The organism is Okeania sp. SIO2B3 (assembly GCF_010672525.1).
Classification (GTDB): Bacteria; Cyanobacteriota; Cyanobacteriia; order Cyanobacteriales; family Microcoleaceae; genus Okeania.
In genome coordinates this window covers 26,726-48,501 of record NZ_JAAHGH010000014.1, presented here as the reverse complement: position 1 = coordinate 48,501, position 21,776 = coordinate 26,726, and the positions used below count along the sequence as shown (strand labels likewise).

The following is a 21,776-nucleotide window of genomic DNA, read 5'->3' as shown; positions in this document are numbered from 1 at the left end:
TTGGGTTATATTGAAGCTCAAAAGTTGTGCAATGTAATGTCCGGATAATTAGTGATCAAAAAACCTTTTCCCTTTGAAGCTTTCTTTCCCTACTCCCTCACTCCCCCACTCCCCCACTTCCCCCTTAATCACACTCAACTAAATTACCAGCAGAAACAAACCCAGACAGAGGAGAAGTAATTTCTACCCACTTACGTTTTTCTCCATTTCGGTCGGGAATTAAACGATAATTTTCCACAAGGGTAAGCTCACTATCAACAGGAACTTTTCCTTTATATTCGGATCGTCTAGTAGCATTTGTCCGTACTGCTAAACCCCGTGGTGCTTTTTTACTATCAATTTGACGACATAAATTTCGATCTACTTGTGATGTGGACTCTGTAGGAGACGGTGTTTCTGTAGGCAAATTATCAACAGAAGTATTTTGACCAGAAGGTTCCGTTGGAGTTTCTGTAGCTACTTCAGAACATTCTATTAAATTATTTTCATTGCCTGGAAAACCCCTAGACACAAACCCGGAAATAGGAGCAGTAATTTCTACCCAAGTTCGACCCGCTGGACCTCTAATATTGCGATAACCTTCTATTAATTTCACTTGTTGATTTGCATCTACAGTCCCTACTGTAGGAGAGTTTGGGGTTGGTCTTTTTTGAACGATTAAACCTTGTTCGTCATTAACTTGACGACATAAACTAGCAGTTTCTTGAGATGTTTGAGCTATTTTAATGGTTGTAGCGATCGCTCTTTTGGGAACACCGAGGGCGATCATTAATATTAATGTTAGCAATGCCACTGGTTGACGCATATTTTTGTCAAAATTTAAAAGTAATTTCAAACTCAGTAGGTTGGGTTGAGGAACGAAACCCAACATATACTAGGATATAGAACTTACGCAGGTACGTTATACCATTTCTCAAAAACTTTTCTACATTTTGTTGAGTAGGGGACCCACCCCTAACCCCTCCCAGGAGGGGAAATAGGGGAGTGGGGGAGTGAGGGAGAAGCAAACATAAGAATAATTAACATTACCTTAGCTGAAATTAGCAAAAAAGTGGTTTTGCTTGTACCGATCAGTTAACAACTGAAGTCTTGCCCAAGTATAGCAATACTTTTAGGAATTGGTATTACTAAAACCTCATCCCACAGCACCCGGTGCATTAGGTGTAAAATCAACCATTATTTCAGTAGTGGACTGACACATATTCAATGGTGCGTTACGCTGTCGCTAACACACCCTACTGGACTACTGAAGTTACTAGACCGTTTCATCTAAAATGCTGCATTAGGTGTAGGTTGGGTTGAGGAACCGTTAGCGCCAGCTTGTCCATTGGGATAAACCCAACATTAGTAAGGTTTTTTTGGGTTTCCCTCCGGGAAGCTCCGCTAACACTGCCGTACCGCTACTTGGTGTGCAAGCTACAACCCAACCTACATTTTTAGGCGTGTCAGTCTACTACCAATAGCTGAAAGCTGATAGCTGAAATGCTGATAGCTATTTAAAACTGCTGCAAAAAACGTAAGTCGCTGGCATAAACTCGCCGAATGTCATCTATTTGATGCAACACCATGGCAAATCTTTCTACGCCAAAACCTGCGGCAAAACCTGTATATTTTTCCGAATCATAACCTACTGCTTCTAATACATTGGGGTCTACCATTCCACAACCTAATACTTCTAACCATTTGCCATTCCACTGCAAATCTACTTCTGCTGAGGGTTCGGTGAATGGGAAATAGCTGGCACGGAAACGAATGGGTAGGTCTCCAAACATTTGTCTGAGGAATTCTTTGATAGTTCCTTTGAGGTCTGAAAATCTTAGTCCTTCGTCTACTGCTAATAGTTCTAGTTGATGGAATACTGCTGCGTGGGTGGCATCTACTGTGTCCCGTCGATAAACACGACCGGGAGCTATGACTCGAATGGGGGGTTCGTGGTTTTTCATATAACGGATCTGCACTGAAGAGGTATGGGTCCGCATTAAGTTACCGTCTGGTAGGTAGAAGGTGTCTTGCATATCTCTGGCAGGGTGGTCTGGTGGTGTGTTTAAGGCTTCAAAGTTGTAGTAGTCGGTTTCCATTTCTGGACCCGTGGCGACGGTGTAGCCTAAGCCAATGAATATGTCCAGGGCACGGTCTATGAGGTTGTTGAGGGGATGGATTTTTCCTTGGGGACGATATACTCCTGGCATTGATACGTCTAGGGTTTCGGCTTGGAGTTTGGCTGCTATTTCTGCTGTTTTGAGGTTTGTCCGTTTTTGGTCTAGGTTGCTCTGGATGGCTTGTTTGACTTGGTTGGCGATCGCTCCTACTTTTGGTCGTTCTTCTGGGCTGAGTTTGCCCATACCTCCGAGGATTTTGGATACTTGGCCTTTTTTGCCCAGGTAGTTAATTCTTAGTTCTTCTAGTTTTTCTAGGTTTTCTGTTGTGGCGATCGCTTCTGTTGCTGTTTGGCGTAGTTCTGTTAGTTGGGTTTCTATTTCTGTCATTTCAGTTGCCATGGTTTGTTATTTTGTTTGTGCTTTAGTATATAGAATCTTTTTTAGTTGAATAATTAGTCATGCGTAGGGGCGAGTGAATCCCAATGTAACTATTGTATCTGACTTTTTGTTAAAGTTCAACTTGATTTTTGAATCGGCCGGGCTTTTTTTTTGGTGCTTGGCAGGATGAGAGTGGTGAGGATTTTAACTATAGTTTTGTGTCAGTTTTTCAAGGTTTTCTGTTGTGGCGATCGCTTTGTTTGTAGTTTTGCTCTAGCCCTAATATGTAAGTATTGCAAAAGTTCAAGCCTAAGTACGAGTCTGGTGTGGATTTTTCAAGGTTTTTGTTGTGGCGATCACTTCTGTCGCTGTTTGGCGTAGTTCTGTTAGTTGGGTTTCTATTTCTGTTAGTTGAGTTGCCATGGTTTGTTATTTTATTTTGTGGTTTAGTAATAGAATCTTTTTTAGTTGAATAATTAGTCATGCTTAGGGGCGAGTGACTCCCAATATAAGTATTGTATCTGATTTTTTGTGAAAGTTCAACCCGATTTTTGAGTCGGCTGGGCTTTTTTTCGGGTGCTTCCCAGGATGTAGTTGGTCGAGGTGTTAACAACAATATGATTTGTTATTTTTTTTGTGGTTTAGTAATAGAATCTTTTTTAGTTGAATAATTAGTCATGCTTAGGGGCGAGTGACTCCCAATATAAGTATTGTATCTGATTTTTTGTGAAAGTTCAACCTGATTTTTGAGTCGGCCGGGCTTTTTTTTTCGGGTGCTTATCAGGATGAAGCAGATCAAGGCGCTAACCTTGGTTTAGGAGAGTAAAAAGGCAATAACAATCAAAATTAGCAGAAAAATAGTTTCAATCCCTAAGTAGGGATTTGGTTTGGGAAAGACAGAATCTCTATAAAATCTCATGGAGATACTTTTAGTTTCAATCCCTAAGTAGGGATTTGGTTTGGGAAAGTGAGATTACTTTGCAAGAAGCCGCAAGGAAGAAAATGTTTCAATCCCTAAGTAGGGATTTGGTTTGGGAAAGTTTATAACTTTCAGCACTAAAATCTTTGATACAGAAGTTTCAATCCCTAAGTAGGGATTTGGTTTGGGAAAGAGAAAAAAATTTCCGCTCTAGTTTTTTCTCTAGTTTCTAGTTTCAATCCCTAAGTAGGGATTTGGTTTGGGAAAGTCGTGTCGGCGGTTCAAGTCCGCCTCCTGGCACCATCGTGAAGGTTTCAATCCCTAAGTAGGGATTTGGTTTGGGAAAGAGCTACGATCTAGAAGCCCCACAGAGCAAGGGTTCCAGACCCCCCAATATACGCACCCCCTTTGATTAAAATGTCAACAAGGCAAAATTTGCCAAAATGACAAGGCTCAAACCCTTACTACACAAGGCACATACGCAATTCAACGACATAATCAGGGTTTTGCTAACGCAAAGCTTCGCTAACAACGATTCTTGGAGGTGCGTATGTGGGGTACCATGCAAAGATGAAAAACCATCTTTCAACAACTCAATCCACATAAGAATTAACCCAAAAAATACTACTCTTCATTTGTCGAGGTTTTTTATACCTTTGCTCATAACTCCTACCAACAAAATTTGTCAATGAAGTTTTTCGTAGCTTTATCAAGATTTATCTAAAATCTAAAATAATTAGTCCCAAATGGCTCCACTCTTCAACTTTCCGTCATAAAATTGTGTTTGGCGAATAATTCTTGCTTCAATCTTTTTTATTTTTCAAAAATGAAACTATTAATAAGTAACGACGATGGCATTTTTGCAGAAGGTATCCGGAGTTTGGCTAATGGTTTAGCAGCAGTAGGCCATGAAGTTGTTGTAGTTTGTCCTGACAAAGAACGTTCAGCTACGGGTCATGGTTTAACATTACATCAACCTATTCGGGCAGAAATAGTCAAGTCAATTTTTGATGACACCGTCACAGCTTGGGCCTGCTCTGGGACTCCTGCTGACTGTGTAAAACTAGCTTTATTTGCCTTACTAGAAACTCAGCCAGATTTAGTATTAGCAGGAATTAATCATGGTCCCAATTTAGGAACAGATATTTTATATTCCGGTACAGTTTCTGCTGCGATGGAAGGAGTTGTTCAAAACATTCCTAGTATTGCTTTTAGTCTTGGTAGTTATACTTCTAGAAACTTTGAAGTTGCTGTAAATTTTGCTCAAGATTTGGTGAATAAAATTGAAAATGAACCTTTAGCTAATCCCATGTTGCTAAATGTAAATATTCCGGCAGTTAAAGAAACAGAAATAGCAGGGGTAAAAATTACCCGTCAAGGAATTCGTCGCTATACAGATATATTTGAAAAACGGGTCGATCCACGAGGCAAAACTTATTACTGGTTAGCTGGAGAGGTACAGGAAGATGTGGAAGAAACCAACGACCACTCCTCAGTAGAAAAGTTACCAACAGATGTCCAGGCAATGCGTGAAAAATATATTACAATTACCCCCTTGCAATACAATTTTACCTATGGTAAACAACTAGGCTATCTCCAAAAATGGAAGATTGATAATTTTCGTGAATAGCTCACTTTAATGGAATAGAAATTAAGGCTAAACTAGAAAAGAATAGGCAAGATAATCAAAATTGCAGATCGAAAAACTCATCTAGGTGAGTAGTTAACAATTTCGTTGATTGAATAAAAATTTAAATATGAGCGCTCCCACATCTAAGAGTCATTCTGTTACCTGCCCAATTTGTCATCGCTCTAGTGCGACACAACCACTAGAAATATTTAATGGGCTATTTACTTGTCCGTATTGTCATTCCCATCTGGTAATTAGTTGGAGTGGCCATTATGTCAGAGACCCTCTGGCTCTCCAACAGCTAGATATTGGACAAATGCTGAGAAGGCAAAGTAGACCTCTAGCGAGATTACGTCGTGATTTGAGCAGGCAGTATTTACCAATAGTTGTGGCGCTCGGAAGTGTCATATTGTTTGGAGGAGCGATCGCTTGTCTAAGTAAGTTTGATTTTCAATTGGGTATGTTTGATGGGGTATTAGAGTCGGTGCAAGAGAAAGAGGTTTTGAATAATAAAAATGGTCAGTAGTTATTGAAGAAGGAAGAAGGAAGAAGGAAGAAGGAAGAAGGTTTAATTGCTTATGTATAGTCAACGACCTGAAACTTCGCGTCTTATAACCCAAACAGTTTTCAGCACCCCAGTTGACCAATAAATAAGGTCAATAATTTCCCCTTTTAAGCTATCCCTGATCAGGAACTCCTAAAATCCTTTTCTGATAGGAAGTGGAGACTAACTGCATAATTAAGGGCTAAATAAAGTTAGTTTTAGAAATTAATATACTCATGTTAGAAGAAAATGAAATTGTATATGAGATTTTACAGGAAAAAGATTTAGAACAAACTATTAATTGTTTAGTTGATGTATTTCCTAGTTCAGAACCTATGTTCAGCTTGCTTAAAGTTGCTCCTAGTGACTTTTACCCCCTTGCTGAGAAAATTTGCCAAAAAGCTGTAGCAGAAGGATTCTCTCATATTGCCAAAGATTCTGTTACTTCAGAAGTAGCAGGGTTTATTATTTCAGATCATTTATCAAATGAGTCAGACGAAGAAATACTCAAAAATATTCCTCAAAAATTTGACGTTTTTTCCCAAGTTTTAAAAGAACTACATCAGAAGTATGAGATGGAAAAAAAAGTAGTTAATAGCAATATATTTCATGTTTTGTTCTTGGGAGCTAGAGAAAAATATAGAGGCAGAAAGATTGGTGATAAATTAGTTGAAAATAATCTCAAGATGGCAGCTCAAGCAGGATTTTCCACAGCAATAGTAGAAGCTAGTGGAAAGATATCGCAGCACATTTTTCGGAAGTATGGGTTTGAGGATAGAGCTTCTCTAAATTATCAGACTTTTGAATATAAAGGAGTCAAAGTATTTGAGGGAATTAAGGAGCATGAAAGCTGTATTTTGATGGAAAAAGTTTTCGGCGTTGATGAAACACTTATATGATACTAATCTTAATTAGGACTTGCGCTCAAAAGTCTTTTTTAAGCAGTAGGAGAGCGGGGGAGTAAATGAGCAGGAAAGTAATTTTTTTTTGCCAAACTTTTGCCTAAAATGGTAAATTTTTGAGCATTAATAGCTGAAAGCCAAGGTATTTCAGACCCAAAAAGGTTAAAACCAATATCAGTAAATGCGCGTGATATTTAATCAGCAAGTCCTAATTATTTAGAAGTCAGGAGTCAGGAGAAACGGGGAATTTAGAGGAGGTAGAAGTAAGAGTTGTCACTCAATTTTTCTGTCTTTGATTTGCCCAAAATGCTAACTTTTTGAACGTTTTAGACTAAAACAAGGGCACTTTTTTGGAATCTCACGAGGCTAAAACCTTTATTTTTCAATGCTCTGATAATCAGGGTTTGCTGAAAAAGTCTTTTTGTGAGGGTAGGGAGTAGGCAGTAGAGAGTAGTTAGGACGTAGAAGCAATGGGAATTACAGAGTCACTGGCCAAAAAAATAGTCAGAGTGATTTTTCGGCCGTGCTACCCGAAAATCCTCACTTTTTTAACCTCAAAAACTGAAAAGCTCATACTTTTTCCAGACATAAATTGCCTAAAAGCAATATCAGTTAATGCTTTTCGATTTAATCAGCAAGCCCTAATTAATCAGCAAACCCTAATTATCCATTATCCATTATCCATTAATAAACTTCTCTCCTGACTAACGCCCATCCTTTAGTGGTATTCAAAACTTTCAAATTTTCTAGAGTAAGGTTATCCAAATTTGATTCTTGAACTAATAGATATAGTTGAGACTCACTCTGCCATTGTTGTTGAATTTTTTGTGGTCCGACACGCTTGATGAGGCGATCGCTATAAAAGTTTAAAGAGGGGCGGTCTTTGGTATCGAAGGAGTAAATTATCTGACCGGGGGGTGTATATTTCTGAATCATTTCTCCGACTGGTTTGACTGGATAGTCTTCTTGTAATTCCCAGTTCCAATGAGGGGAGTTAACCAGGAGTAGGAGTGAAAGATATGTTCCCCAAATCAAGATTGGCAAAAATTGACGGTCTTGTTGGTTTAATAATATGGTTGCTATTGTCATTGTTAAGGCAATAGTTATTGAGATTAACCGTAAGTACAAATCTAGTTTTGTCTGATTTTCCTCTCCCAGATGAAAAATACCGCTGGAGTAAAGCCAAGTAACCCAAGTTAGTAAGGCGAGGAGTGCAAAAATGGCTACTACTAGACGGTGATAAATAGTGGGGATACCTTTAGGATGTTTTTTATTCTCACCTTGAGTATGAGGATATTGATAAATTGGAAACCGAAAGTATCCCAAATCTACTGGAAATTGATGCCAAATTTCTGTCAGATAAGTACCGACAGCTAGGGAAAAAGCGGGATAAATAGGCAATACATACCAGGGGAGTTTGGTATTCATCAGGGAAATAGCTAATAAATATATTCCGCTCCAGACCAAAACTAATTTTCCCCAACTGAGATTCCGATTTTTCCAACTCAGATATATTCCGGGAAACCAGAAAAGTTGCCAGGGGAAAGTAGATTCTAGAATTTCCAATAAGTAATACCAAATAGGTCCATCGTGACTGCCTACGGGTTGCCAAATACGTTTGAGAGATTGATGGAAAAAGTTGGCATGGAAAAATTCTATTCCGTAATGGAAAAATTGAGCTGTGTACCACAGAAATACTGGGAGCATCCCGAGTAAGATACCGCCCCAAAAATATTTACAACGTAATAGTCGGGGAGTATCCCATAAGAGGAAGAAAAAAGCGATCGCTCCTAAAAGTAATCCTAAAATAATTCCTTTTGTGAGGGAAAGTAGGGCAAAACTCAGGCCAATAGCTAGAGAATAACGGAGGTTACGACGCGATCGTAATACGCACCAAATCATTAGTAGAAAGAAACAAAGTACTGCTCCATCTAACATTGCTAAACGTCCATGTCGCACAACTGGCAATAAAGTTAAGTAGACTAAAGCAGAGAAAATGGCGGGGGTGCGGGGGCGAAATAATTCTCTGGCAATACTATAAATTAAGGGTACAGAGAATGTTGTGAATAAAGCAGGGAATAAACGTGCGGTTAATTCAGTTACTCCGGCGATATTGTAGACAAAAGCGATCGACCAATGTACTAATGGTGGTTTATTCAAATAGGGAGTATTATTGATAGTTGGATAAAGCCAATTCCAATTTTTTCTGGTTATTTCTCTAGCTACTTGAGCGACTATTCCTTCATCCCAGTCTCGCAAAGGTAATGTGTCTAAGTTAGTAGAAAATAGTAATAATGCTGCTAATAATAAGCTGGCAGTTATAAGTAAATCTATATGGGTATTTTTGTTGGTGAAAATTTTATTAAACATTTATTCAATGAAAAAGTCAAAATTAGAATAACAATAATGATTACTTAAAATTAGAGCAGATTTTTTTTATCTCCTTAAAATGGAAGGGTAAGCATTTCCTGCGGAATGCTGCGCAAACAGCTATTAGCTGTCAGCTCTCAGCTCTTGTGATGGGATTTTAATATATAGACTGTATTCAGCCAGCTTTTATACTAAAATTTAATTCTCACTCAATTAGTAAAGCTTTGATCTAGAACTAAAAAGAAGCAATAGCTGAAGTTCGCAGTTCCTCCTGCGGAGGCTGGCTGAGTTCTGATGGCTGAATGCTTACATGGAAGGTTTGAGACCTGATTTTTTTAGCATTATCCTAAACTATAAATAATTTTCAATATTTAATATCTAAACTTCACAAACCAAGAGTAATAAATTTGAGTGATTTGTCCAAAAAAGCCAATAGGTAATTCTGTAGTTTCCCTTGGTTTAGTAATTAACAAGGAAAACTGTACTCTCAAAAAATATAGTATAGTAAATTATATCAATCATTAGAATGTACAATAGTTAATATCAAATAGACTACCAGAAAAAATATAGTATATAAAATAGCTTGATGTAGTCTTTAATTGGTGGAACAAGAATAAAAATGACCGCCGTTTAGCTCTATTTCATTACCAATAATTATTTGCCAGTCTTAGGAGCAACAAATATATGAATACAATCAAAACCTTATATTACAAAAAAACGATATTTACTCAACTATTATTTGATTTAATTTTACTATTTTTACTATTTCCTCTATCGACTAATTTTTTCGGTTCTTTAGTTCTTAGTGCGGGATTTCTTATGACTAATCTTTTAGTAATTAAAACTTTGTATATTCCTAAAAAATGGGTGCTTTTATTAAGGATATTGGCGTTTATCTGTTTTTTTTCTCATGGCATTTACTTCAGCAATAATTCAATTCTCATTGAAACTACAACCTTATTAACCTACCTATCCTATTCTGGTTTTATATGTTTAGCTATTATCGCTATAGGAAGTCATATTTTCACTCAAACCAGAGTCGATGCTGATGTAATTAATGGAGGAATTTCCATCTTCTTACTTTTCGGCTTTTTATGGTTTAGCTTATATAATGTTATCTTAGCAATCGATCCAGGAGCATTTCAAAGTTCATCATTATTAGATGCGGAAAGTGATTATCAACTTTTTTACTACAGTTTTACAACATTAACAACTTTAGGCTATGGAGATATTCTACCCATTAATAAATTTGCTATGACCTTAGCTACTTCAGAAGCGATTGTAGGTTTAATGTATCCTGCTGTTTTTATTTCTAGATTAGTTGGCCTCTATACTACTGAATTAAAAGGCGATCGCCACGAAAGCGAACAATAGTCTGAGGAGAAAAAGAAACAACTTTTTCTATCGCAATGAACCTATTTTTATGAGGAGAAAGTGCTACAAAAAATCAAATAATGGTTAAATATTTGGTAGTCCTGTAGATGTAGTTATTTAGAGTAGAGATAGGGAACGGGGAACAAGGAACAGAGAACAGAAAATACCTTAAATTCTTAGTTTCAAGGAAATTGTATTCCCTGGAATACTTGACTTTTTTTGAGGATATCACGACTTGTAAACCACTAGCAAATATTTATACTAGGAGAATTGTGTTAATAAAATTTAGTAGTAGTTTTAAAGATAGTAATATTCTCAAAAAATGGTGTTTACAATTGGTTGGGGTTTGAGTTCCCATCCATTTTTTCCTCCTTCCTTCTTCCTTCTATCAAATCAATCAAATTAATATGAACTTACCTGTAATTTTAGATATTGCCATTGGTTTAATTTTTATTGGCGTTGCTGAAATGTAATGGTAAGTAGCTGAAGGTAAAATTGAAACACTTATGTTTTACGTTGATCTTAGTCTAAAAATCATTACCATTCAGCAACGCTTTTTTATTTATCTGATTTTTAGTGTACTAGCTAGTGAAATTCAATCAATTTTGACAATAATTTTGCAATGGCGAGCCACCCATTTAAAAAAATCAATTGAAGAGTTAATTGCTGGTGAAACTCATATCAACAAAAATAATTCTAAATCTAGTACAGAAATTGAAAAAGTGCAAAAGCTAACTAAATCTCTGTATCAAAATCAATTAATTAAAAACCTTAACTATAGTGGTGGCAAAGGTCCATTAGAAAGAGTATTTCGGAAAATAATTCATGTGGTTGGTAATTTAAGTCGAGCTGTAGGTGGAATTAATAATATTTTTGATGCAGAAAAAACTGCTCCTTCTCATATCCCGTCAGATACATTTGCTGCCAGCTTAATTGATACTTTGAAGCTGCAAGAATTAATGCAAATGATTAGTGAGGATAAATTAAGAGATTTTACCGATAATATTTTGGTAAAGATCGAGAAAATATTAGATAAATTGAAGATAGAAGATAGCAGTCAGCAGAAAAAGATTCAGGCTGAATTTGAGAATTTGCATCAAGAGTTGAATCAAAATATTCAGGATTATCAAAACAATTTGGCAAATCTTGATTTAACATTAGATAGAACTTTAAATAAGCTAGATTTATACACAGAAAAATCTCTAGAAATTTTGCCAGATAAAGATAGTAAAGAATTTAATAGCCAAATAAATTTAGTCAAACAAGTATTAAAAAATCCCCATGAAAGAAAAGTTTTAGTAACTAAAATGGAACCAAGCTCCTCTAATTTATTCAAGTTTTTGAGAGAGATAATGGAAATGGGAAAAGCTGCGCAAACAGATTTGCAAAATAATAAGAAGGAAATTCACCAAAAAGCTATTGAAATGATTGAATTATTGCCTGAATCTTTACAAAAAAGTTTATATATTTTAGCAAAACAAGCGACAACAAAAATTTCAGCAACAGGTAATGCTTTACATCAGTTTCAGAAAGAAATTGAGAGATGGTTCGATAGTAAAATGGAAAGAGCGGCTGGTGTTTATAAGCGTAATGCTAAAGGAGTTGCTTTTTTGATTGGCGTTACTATTGCTATAGCTGCCAATATTAATACATTAAATATAGTTGATAATTTATCAAAAGATTTTTTGATGCGGGCGACAATTAATAGTTATTCCCAGGAATTAATCAATAATAATTCTAATCCAAATGAGTTAGAAATAGGGGAGATTCAAAATCAGGTAAATGCAGCATTAGATAATTTAGAATTACCTATTGGTTGGGGTCAAGAACAAACAAATAAAACCTCAGTTAGTCAATCAATTACTTATTTAGAAGGATTAAAAAAAATATTGGGTTGGCTAATTAGTGGTATAGCTATATCTATGGGGGGCATTTCTGGTTTAATTTATTAGAAAATATTTATAGAATTAAAAAATAGGACGTTGTTCAATAATTAATAATTAATAATTACCTCTTCTTTAAAACAGATAGGATTGACTAAAAGGAAAATTTTTCTTTTTATCCCCTGAAAATGGCAGTGGGGAGGCTTTCAACCACAATTTTTCGGTAAAGCGCGTGTATGATATTAATCTTAATTATTTATGAGTCAACCCACCCCTAGCCCCTCCCCCTCCCAGGAGGGGAATAATTGATAATTTATGTATAACAATTGATTTGATTTTTTATTATTGGAGATGTCTAATAGCTTAAAATCCTGATTATGACGTTATTGGATCTATGTGCAATTAGGCGGATTTGATATTATACCTCAAATTACCAACGCTAAAAAATAAATAGGAGATAAATATTGAAAAAAAGATAGATATAAATATCTAAAATTAACTGGAGCAGCTATTTTTAAGTATATCATGTCCGGATTTTTACTTCTTCCTTCTTCCCTCTTCCTTCTTCCTTCTAAAAAATAAAAATAACTTGTAAATGCCAATCTAAATCTTGACGAATAATTTCTATCCTACTAATAAATTCGCGTAAGTAAAATCTCCTTTCTGACTCTGATAAATCCCACCAAAATTGGGTTATGCAAACCGCTTTGGCAGTCTCTAATAAATTGACCGGTGGTAACTGGTTAAGTTGACTTTGTAATTGATAAATTTCTGTTCTAATTTTGTAGGTGCGGAGTTCGGCAGTTTCTTGGTCAAAAATGCCATTTGCCGTGAGATTTGGTAGCTGCAAAAGAATGTCTTGTTTCTCAGAAATAGTCTGTTTAATTGTACTCTTAATTCCATCCATATTTGGCATTTCTAAAGCAACGATCGCCGATGGTAAATCTCGACAAATTATTTCTATAGTTTGTGCCAAAATTTGTTGATAATTTAAAGCTTTACATTTTGGTTTGCGGGAACAACTTTTGGGACGCAAATAAAGATATTCTTTCTCTTTGCGAAAAGTAGTCACTTTTGCCGTAATCATTGGAGACTGACATTCTGTGCAGACAACTAAACCGGCTAGAGAATGGGGGGCGCTGGCAGTGCGGGGTGGCATTCGGCGGTTACGTCGGAGCAAACGTTCGACTTGAGCAGCTTCTTCTCTAGAAATTATGGGAAGATGAGTATTGGAGATGACTTCATTATTTTGATATTGTAAGTCACCGCGATAAACGGGGTTGGTTAACCAACGTCGTCCAGTGGTAACGGAGATTTTTTTGCCGTATTTTTTCTGAATATGGCGCACAGCACCGCGCAAGGAAGCAAACAGAAGGAAGTTTTCAAAGAACTCTTTAACAACGGGAGCAGCACTTCTGTCAAGGGTGTAACGGTCTTTACCTCGGCGATATCCATAGGGTGCTTTACCTGGTGGGGGTATGGCTTTGATGCGGTTGCGAGCGTGAGCAGTGCGAATTTTGCGACTGTGCTGGTTTTGGCGAATTTGGTTGAGGAGTCTGAGTAGGTCTATTTTACTTGGCGAGGTTTTGCTTGGTGAGTCGGGGTTGATGTTGATATCTGAGTCGAGGGGAATAATTTGGATGTTGAGAGATTCGAGTTTGTTCAGGCGATCGCATACTTCTTCTACAGAGTCTCCTAATTCTTCAAGTTTACGAATTAACAGATAATTAACTGTTTGAGTTTGACAGTCGAGTAGGAGTTGTTGGAGTTGTTGGCGATCGCCTAAGTCGTGATAAATATGGTCAACTTCCCACCCCCAAGTTGTGGGGTCTGGGGCAGTTTCAAACAGGGGGTTTGTATATGAATAGGCAATAATTCTCACAGGTTATCTTATTGTTGACTTAATTCTATAATATTACCATCTGGATCTTGGGTAAATAATGCAGCTCTACCTGACGCACTCATTTGAATAGGGCAATTATTGGCTAATAGTTGTGATTTTGCAGTATCTATATCAACTACAGAAAATGCTAAATGTCGGTTTCTACCTAATTTTTCTGAGTTAACTAGATCGGGGATTATTTCTGATACTATCAGATGTATTTGGAAGTTGCCTACTTGATACCAAGTACCAGGAAAATTAAGGGAGCGGTCTACTTTTGGGAGTTGGAGAATTTGACCATAGAAATGTTCGGCTTTTTCGAGTTTTGAAACTAATAGAGCAATATGAAGGGGTTGAGTTATTTGCATAGTTTATATTATGGATAAGTAGTTGGCTATTTATTAATTTTTACATCTATATAATACACTACACTTATTTATATTTACAGCACTTTTTAGGAAGCGTGAGGTACAGTTTTAAAATTAATCTTTTTTTTCCCTACTCCCTACTCCCTAAAGTCCTAAAATTTTGTACCTCATGAACTCCAAAACTGCTGTAATTGAGAGAGCAAATCTATTTACTGATAGTGGAATAGATATAGCAGTAAAAACAAAGGGTACGGATATATCAAAAGCTTAAAATTCAGACAACGTGAATTTTTTCCTTCTTCCTTCTTGCTTTTTCCTTCTGCTATAAATATTGATGGAAACTCTTAACAAAAAAAGCACAGGAATTAACACCTATGTCTTTAGTATGAGAAAAAATTTATGCGTAAGTCCTAACAATGTTGATATAGCAATGAGCGCTGGTATATTTACAAATTGCAGGAGAGGCCAAAGAGCTAAAAGTCTTATGTTATCGGCAATTTATTCCCCCTTCCGGAGCTGTTGCCTGCGCACAGTCCTATAACTTGCCGCTCCCAATTTAAGTATAAATGAGATATTACTACTATTTTTTGGGTGTTGCACAGTGACGAATGATTTGACATTTTTGATGAACATAATTTTGGATTTAAGAATTTCTAGAATGACTATATTAGGTTTTTTCGAGTCAAATTCTCAACTAATTTTTGGCAATATCATTCCATAATGTGCAACCCCATTTTTTGAGGTTGTTGGTAGGACTTGCCGACATACAGAAATGCTATCTGCACTGACTCTTTTCATCATTTAGTGCAAAAAAGCCTCCTAGTATTCTTAAAAATATCTAAAGTTTTTTAGACACAAGACTACCAAGAGGTAGAAAGGTTATATTCACAACAAAGTGAGGAAAAAGTTTATGGTAATAGCGACAAGACCAGAGCAACAAGTTAAAATCGGCCCCACCAAACTATTAATTAATAACGAGTGGGTAGAAAGTGTTTCCGGCAAGCGCTTTGAAACAATTAACCCGACAACAGGAGAAGTAATTTGTGACGTTGCGGAAGCAGATGCACCTGATGTAGACAAAGCTGTAATAGCAGCTCGCAAAGCATTTACCAGTGGTGACTGGCCAAAAATGTCCGCTACTAAACGAGGGGAACTTCTATACAAGTTAGCAGATTTGATGGAACAAAATATAGAAGAGTTGGCAAGACTGGAAACCCTAGATAATGGTAAGCCACTCAATGACTCTCTCAATGCAGACTTACGTTTATCCATCGCCTGTTATCGCTACTACGCCGGCTGGGCGGACAAAGTTCAAGGCAAAACTATCCCTATCAATGGTTCCTACTTTTGCTACACCCGCCACGAACCAGTGGGAGTAGTCGGTCAAATCATTCCCTGGAACTTCCCATTATTAATGCAAGCTTGGAAACTTGCTCCAGCATTGGCAATGGGTAATACATTAGTAATGAAAACAGCCGAACAAACACCATTGTCAGCTTTTCGGGTAGGAGAGTTAGCGGTGGAAGCTGGTTTTCCTCCTGGTGTAGTCAATATTTTGTCTGGTTATGGCCCAACTGCTGGTGCTGCCATTTCCCACCATAACGATATTGATAAAGTTGCTTTCACTGGTTCGACCGAAGTAGGTCATTTAATTATGGAAGCTGCTGCAAAGAGTAACTTAAAGCGGGTGACTTTAGAACTCGGTGGCAAGAGTCCGAATATTGTGTTTGCAGATGCGGATATGGATGCTGCTATTGAAGGAGCGCATTTTGGTTTGTTCTTTAACCAAGGTCAGTGTTGCAATGCGGGTTCTCGTTTATTTGTGGAAGAGAAATGTTATGACGAGTTTGTTGCTAAGAGTGTGGAACGAGCAAAACGCCGGATGGTGGGCGACCCATTTGCGACTAGAACTGAACAGGGACCCCAGGTAGATGAAGAACAGTTTAATAAAGTAATGAGTTATATTGAGTCTGGTCAACAGGATGGTGCCCAGATGTTATGTGGTGGGGCAAGAGTTGGCGATCGCGGTTATTTTATTGCACCTACTGTATTTGCTGATGTGCAGGATGGGATGAAAATTGCCAGAGAAGAAATTTTTGGTCCGGTGATGAGCATCATTAAGTTTAAGGATATTGATGAATTGGTGCAACGGGCGAATGATACGATATATGGTCTGGCTGCTGGAGTGTGGACGCGGGATATAGGTAAGGCTCATGCTGTGGCTCATGCTGTTCGTGCTGGTACAGTTTGGATAAATTGTTATCATGTGTTTGATGCTGCTGCACCGTTTGGTGGTTTTAAGCAGTCTGGTATTGGTCGGGAGTTGGGAGAGTATGGTTTACAGCAGTATACAGAGACTAAGACTGTGACTGTGAAGATGTAGTTGATGATTAATTATTACTACTAGATATCTCCGAAAATAGGACGTTCTATGGAACGTCCCTACAAAAATATTTGGGGCTATCAACAGTATTAAAATAACTGTTATCAACTGGTTATTATAGGTTATTAAAAACAGGCAGAAAAATTAACAGCTTTAAATGATATTTTTTGCTGTTTTCTATCCCAATTTTTTTCTAAATTAAAATCTACTTTTAGCTTTTCTTTTCTCAAATAAGGTGGTAAATCTTTTTGTAAAAAGAAAATTCGTTTACCATCATCAGTAATTACAAAACCATGAGATTTATCTTGGGGTAAATAATTAATCATTCCACTTTCTTGAGGCAGATTGAAATAAGCCTGTTTTTTCCAGTCTTTTTGACATAATTTAAGTAGGTAATTAATATTTTTACTTTCAAGTTCAACAGTCTTTTGAGATTTTTCTAATTCTTGGTATATTTGAGAGTCTAGCTGTTGTAAATCTTGCTTAATTTTCCATCCTTCCTGTTCGCGAATAGCTTTAGATAGTTCAATATTTCTGACAGCTATTTCTATATTTCCTGTATCTAAACTTAGTTGAGCAATATTCATGTATAGAGTAACTTTTGCTTTATATTCTCCTGATGCTAAAGCAGCACGACAACTAAATATTATGGCTTTATCTAGTTGGTTTAAACAAGAATAACAATTTGCTAAATCTTGCAATATATACCATTCTATCCTTGGCTTTAAAATAATATTTTCTAATTCATTAATAGCTTTTTCTACTTCTCCATCACCTTTCAAAGCTAAAGCTGCCCAACGATAAAAATGAATTTCTCTGGGATAAAATTTGGCGGCTTTTAATGCCCAAGAGCGAGCTTCTTGCCATAATTTTAATTCAATTAAACTTTTAACTTTAGCAAAAAACCATTGTTCTTGTTTAGATTTTCCTTTACCATTAATTGTGGTGTTATCTATAGTTTGTGGCTCTAATTTATCACACCATTCTGATACTATCTGCCACTCATCTTTTTGTTTTGCTAATTTAACCACAGCCATAACTGTTAATTCTTTAGGCAATTTATCTGGTTGATGACTTAAAATATTGATAGCTGGTTCTATCAACTTATCTATGTGTGCTGCTTCTGAAAAATTCTTAATATGCTTGTCATAATAAGCCCAAATCAATTCATTTTTAATATAATTGTTATCGGGAAATTGTTCCTTAGCTTTTTTTCCTTGTCTGATGGCAGCACCAGGATATCCTGCTTTCCGTAAACAAGATAAATAACGACTTGCAGCATAGCTATTATTTTCTTCTTCCCACAATTTACGAAAAATTTTGCCTGCGGCGGGAAAGTTTTCCTGTTTTAAAAATTGTTGAGCTTGTTCAATTAGATTATTAGACATTTTTTTTAACCCTCATTAATAATATTAAAATGATTGCCATTAACTAATTCTGGAATAATTTTGGCATTTTTGTTAGAGAATAAATGTAAATATTCTTGAGCGCGAGTCATCCCAACATATATTTTTCTCCTTGCTAATATTTCAGCATCACTTTTATTTTTTCCTATACAGTCATCAAATTGTTCTAACCAAATTAATAAAACTGCTTTAAATTCCAATCCTAGAGATGATTCAAAAGTGATTATTCTCACTCCTTTTAAATTGAGATTATACTTTGCTTTACTTTTCCTATCTTTACTAACCCAATAAGTGGGTATATCATATTGATTCATCATGGAAATGATTGATTTTAGCCTAGTGTTATAGCGGTAAATAATTGCTATTTCATTAAAATCTAATCCTGATTTATGAAGTTTTTGAATAGTTTGAATTATACTTTTGTCTTCCTGTTCTGAATTGCTAGCTATATGTAATTGAGGAATTTCTCCTTCTCTCAATGCTTGTGTAGGTTTTATTAGAGGAAAACTTATTTCTTGCTCTTCTGATGATGGATTAACTCTATCATTTATTGGTTTTAAAATTCCTGAAGCTGCTAATAATATTTGTTGTGTATTGCGATAGTTTTTATCTAAATCAAAATTTTTGCTAATTGTTCGACCTTGTGCTTTAACTCCTACATTTTTCCATATAAATTTACTACGTTGATAAAAACCTTGATTACCATCAGCAACAATCATTAAATCCCCATTTTCACTATCTTTTAAAGCACTAACACAACATTTAAACCAACTAGGCACAAAAGTATGAGCTTCATCAATTAAAATAGCATCATATTTTTGCTCAATTGAATAGTTCGATAGTTGTTTTAAAGTTGCCTCGGCGATAAATTCATCATAGTTTTCACGTTGTGTATTTTCTGAATAACCAATAATTGAATTAGCCCAGTTATGAAAATTAGTAACCTCTATATTTTGATATTGGGGATTTTGTGAATCTTGATGTAAAATCGAGCGTAAATAAGCTGCAAGACTGACATTGTAACAAACAACCAAAATTTTATAATTATGGTTATGGTTAACTAAAGATTTTGCCCTGGAAATTAATAGTAATGTTTTTCCTGACCCGGCAACACCAAAGAAAATCCTATGACCATCTCCAATGCTTTTGGCTAAAGTTTCTTGTTGAAAATCAAGTGTTTTTAAGATAGTACCAGCATCAGTTTTTTGCTCTCCAATTACAATTTCAGGATAGATAGAACCTTTGATATCCGTAATTTGATCTGGTGTTAGTTTGGGAAACTCAAATTGAAATTTAAACATTTTTTTTAAACGTTGAATAATTATCTCATTTGGTACTTTTCCTTCTTCCCAGTTTAATAATTTATCTCTATAAATTACTTTTTTTATTGGTAATATTTGTTGGTCAAGTTGATATTCAGATGCTTTTTTATAAGTTATATTAGACATCACCGCCCCAACACTATGAGGAAAAGATAATTTTCCTTGATAATTACCCGATCTATGAGTCAAAATCTGGCGTTTTTGCAGTTGATTAATAAGTTCTAAGAGATAATCTCTTCCTTGAATCAAGGGAGATTTTTCTGTTTTATTTATTTCTCTACCATCTTGCTTCCATTTAATTTCAAAAGAGTATGAACTAGCCTTCAAAATAGAATTAAAATACCATCCTTTCACCTCAATTATTAACACTCCAAAATCAGGAGATAAAATTATAAAATCAGGATAACGCCCATTAATATCAGGTTCATACCAAACCGAGAAATCATCAGGTAGCCTAGATAAAATATTATACAACCGTTTTTCACCAGCACTAGCTTTTGCTGGAATCCTGTCAGGAATAATTTGCGCCATAATTAATTTGGATCGACCAATTAACTGGAAACTTATTTGAACTAATTGATATTCACTATAACACTACAATGTCAATTATTTTTGATTGGTGAATCTAGATTTTTTGCTAACCTAGTCAGGCAGAAACTTTTAATCGCTTAAATTTGAAAATTTAAGTAATTCTTCTGTAATAACAGTAGTTATGTTTAGTCAATAAAGGGTTATAATATGCAGGGTTTATTCAACCTGATACTTAAATATCTAAAGTAAAAATAGACAATAAAAAAAACAAATCTTACACAAAAATACTGATTTTTTTGATTAAATTGATATCAATTTACCTAGTTTTCACTGATGTATACAAAAAATTTTTTTGAGAGTGTACAGTCAATACCTTCCTCAACTAAGAACCAAGCAAACTCTGGATAGTCACTTGCTGCCTGACTTCAATATGTAGCATCTTCTGCTAAAATATAAATCAACCTATCATCATATAATCAGAAGAAATATGTCGGATGTCACCATCAAAGACTTAGAAATAGTGCAAACGCTATTCAACGAAGCTGGTTTAGATTATCAATTAGAATTAGAAGGTGGAAAAATATCAGTTATGGGTCCATCAGATATTGTTTCGAGCGAAGTAGGAGTTCGTTTAATTTCTTCCCTTTATGGGTGGATAAACCCCCGTCGTCTGGGGCGGGTATTCGACTCTGCTGGTGGTTTTATTTTACCCGATAGCAATCTCAAAGCACCAGACGTATCTTTTGTCAAAGCTGATCGCTTGCCACGAAGCATCCGCTACTTTGCAGAAATGGTACCCGATCTAGCAGTAGAAATCAAATCTCAAAGCGATAGAGTTGCACCTCTGAAAAAGAAACTCCTAAAATATATTGAATTGGGGGTGCAAGTCGCAATATTAATCGATCCCGATGAAGAAACAGTAATAATTTATCGCCCCACAGGAGAACCCATTGAACTTAAAGAAGATGATATATTGAGCATTCCCGAACTATTCCCTGGTTGGGAAATATCAATTTCCGAACTTTGGCCGCCCGTCTTTGCTGAGGAAGAATAGATCGACCAATATCGTTCCTTTTTACTACATAGAATCTATATTTAACAAAAAGAGCGATCGCTCGTTTCTACACAAAAAAGGAATCAATACCTTCCTCAACTAAGAACCAAGCAAACTCTGGATAGTCACTTGCTGCCTGACTTCAATATGTAGCATCTTCTGCTAAAATATAAATCAACCTACCATCATAATAATTGCTGAGGAAATATGTCGGATGTCACCATCAAAGACTTAGAAATAGTACAAACGCTATTCAACGAAGCTGGTTTAGATTATCAATTAGAATTAGAAGGTGGAAAAATATCAGTTATGGGTCCATCAGATATCGTTTCGAGCGAAATAACTATGCGTTTAGGCGCTTCCCTTTATGCTTGGATAAACCCCCGTCGTCTGGGGCGAGTATTTGACTCTGCTGGTGGTTTTATCTTACCTGATAGCAACCTCAAAGCACCAGATGTTTCTTTTGTCAAAGCTGATCGCTTGCCACGAAGCATCCGCTACTTTGCAGAAATGGTACCCGATCTAGCAGTAGAAATCAAATCTCAAAGCGATAGAGTTGCACCTCTGAAAAAGAAACTCCTAAAATATATTGAATTGGGGGTGCAAGTCGCAATATTAATCGATCCCGATGAAGAAACAGTAATAATTTATCGCCCCACAGGAGAACCCATTGAACTTAAAGAAGATGATATATTGAGCATTCCCGAACTATTCCCTGGTTGGGAAATATC

Annotated in this window: 15 protein-coding genes and 1 CRISPR repeat array; of the genes, 8 read left to right on the top strand and 7 right to left on the bottom strand. The window is 36.1% G+C overall.

Features of this window, described 5'->3' with window-relative positions; translation table 11 throughout:
- Positions 1–124 precede the first annotated feature (124 nt).
- Positions 125–835, bottom strand: coding sequence for an SH3 domain-containing protein (locus F6K15_RS14310; protein ID WP_293061748.1), 711 nt, complete (start codon positions 833–835; stop codon positions 125–127).
- 661 nt (positions 836–1,496) lie between these two features.
- Positions 1,497–2,498: a phenylalanine--tRNA ligase subunit alpha gene (pheS, locus tag F6K15_RS14305; protein ID WP_293061747.1), complete on the bottom strand. Its 1,002-nt coding sequence runs from the start codon at positions 2,496–2,498 to the stop codon at positions 1,497–1,499.
- An 839-nt stretch (positions 2,499–3,337) separates the two neighbouring features.
- A CRISPR array of direct repeats spans positions 3,338–3,743; the repeat unit is 36 nt; unit sequence GTTTCAATCCCTAAGTAGGGATTTGGTTTGGGAAAG.
- Positions 3,744–4,222: 479 nt separating this feature from the next.
- Here pheS and surE point away from each other — a divergent pair.
- From surE to F6K15_RS14290, 3 genes are all read left to right on the top strand, one after another.
- On the top strand, positions 4,223–5,026 hold the full coding sequence (gene surE, locus F6K15_RS14300; protein WP_293061745.1) for a 5'/3'-nucleotidase SurE: 804 nt from the start codon (positions 4,223–4,225) through the stop codon (positions 5,024–5,026).
- A gap of 109 nt (positions 5,027–5,135) precedes the next feature.
- Entirely contained in the window at positions 5,136–5,552 is a 417-nt protein-coding gene (locus F6K15_RS14295) for a hypothetical protein (protein ID WP_293061743.1), read from the top strand.
- Positions 5,553–5,806: 254 nt separating this feature from the next.
- Positions 5,807–6,469 carry a GNAT family N-acetyltransferase gene (locus tag F6K15_RS14290; protein WP_293061741.1) on the top strand — a complete coding sequence of 221 codons (663 nt, stop codon included), beginning with the start codon at positions 5,807–5,809 and terminating at the stop codon, positions 6,467–6,469.
- A 687-nt stretch (positions 6,470–7,156) separates the two neighbouring features.
- Here the strand turns inward: F6K15_RS14290 and F6K15_RS14285 are convergent.
- A complete protein-coding gene (locus F6K15_RS14285; RefSeq protein ID WP_293061739.1) occupies positions 7,157–8,842 on the bottom strand; it encodes a glycosyltransferase family 39 protein in 1,686 nt (561 codons plus the stop codon).
- Between the two features lie 684 nt (positions 8,843–9,526).
- Here F6K15_RS14285 and F6K15_RS14280 point away from each other — a divergent pair.
- Positions 9,527–10,216 carry a potassium channel family protein gene (locus tag F6K15_RS14280; RefSeq protein WP_293061738.1) on the top strand — a complete coding sequence of 230 codons (690 nt, stop codon included), beginning with the start codon at positions 9,527–9,529 and terminating at the stop codon, positions 10,214–10,216.
- A 506-nt stretch (positions 10,217–10,722) separates the two neighbouring features.
- Positions 10,723–12,168: a hypothetical protein gene (locus F6K15_RS14275; protein WP_293061736.1), complete on the top strand. Its 1,446-nt coding sequence runs from the start codon at positions 10,723–10,725 to the stop codon at positions 12,166–12,168.
- A gap of 502 nt (positions 12,169–12,670) precedes the next feature.
- Here the strand turns inward: F6K15_RS14275 and F6K15_RS14270 are convergent.
- Both F6K15_RS14270 and F6K15_RS14265 read right to left on the bottom strand, forming a co-directional pair.
- Positions 12,671–13,981, bottom strand: coding sequence for a recombinase family protein (locus F6K15_RS14270; RefSeq protein WP_293061735.1), 1,311 nt, complete (start codon positions 13,979–13,981; stop codon positions 12,671–12,673).
- An 8-nt stretch (positions 13,982–13,989) separates the two neighbouring features.
- Positions 13,990–14,349 (bottom strand): VOC family protein, encoded by a 360-nt coding sequence (locus tag F6K15_RS14265; protein ID WP_293061734.1) that lies wholly within the window; start codon positions 14,347–14,349, stop codon positions 13,990–13,992.
- A 910-nt stretch (positions 14,350–15,259) separates the two neighbouring features.
- Between F6K15_RS14265 and F6K15_RS14260 the strand changes: the two genes are divergently transcribed.
- Positions 15,260–16,732 (top strand): aldehyde dehydrogenase family protein, encoded by a 1,473-nt coding sequence (locus F6K15_RS14260; protein WP_293061732.1) that lies wholly within the window; start codon positions 15,260–15,262, stop codon positions 16,730–16,732.
- 125 nt (positions 16,733–16,857) lie between these two features.
- Here F6K15_RS14260 and F6K15_RS14255 read toward each other — a convergent pair whose 3' ends face one another.
- Both F6K15_RS14255 and F6K15_RS14250 read right to left on the bottom strand, forming a co-directional pair.
- Complete coding sequence (locus F6K15_RS14255) at positions 16,858–18,120, bottom strand: DUF7017 domain-containing protein (RefSeq protein WP_293061731.1); 1,263 nt, start codon at positions 18,118–18,120, stop codon at positions 16,858–16,860.
- Between the two features lie 5 nt (positions 18,121–18,125).
- A complete protein-coding gene (locus F6K15_RS14250; protein ID WP_293061729.1) occupies positions 18,126–19,991 on the bottom strand; it encodes a nuclease-related domain-containing DEAD/DEAH box helicase in 1,866 nt (621 codons plus the stop codon).
- Between the two features lie 487 nt (positions 19,992–20,478).
- Here F6K15_RS14250 and F6K15_RS14245 point away from each other — a divergent pair, with 487 nt between their 5' ends.
- Together F6K15_RS14245 and F6K15_RS14240 are read left to right on the top strand one after the other, a co-directional pair.
- Positions 20,479–21,045, top strand: coding sequence for a Uma2 family endonuclease (locus tag F6K15_RS14245; RefSeq protein ID WP_293061727.1), 567 nt, complete (start codon positions 20,479–20,481; stop codon positions 21,043–21,045).
- A gap of 207 nt (positions 21,046–21,252) precedes the next feature.
- Positions 21,253–21,776 (top strand): Uma2 family endonuclease (locus tag F6K15_RS14240; RefSeq protein WP_293061725.1); only part of this gene is annotated, 524 nt, incomplete at its 3' end.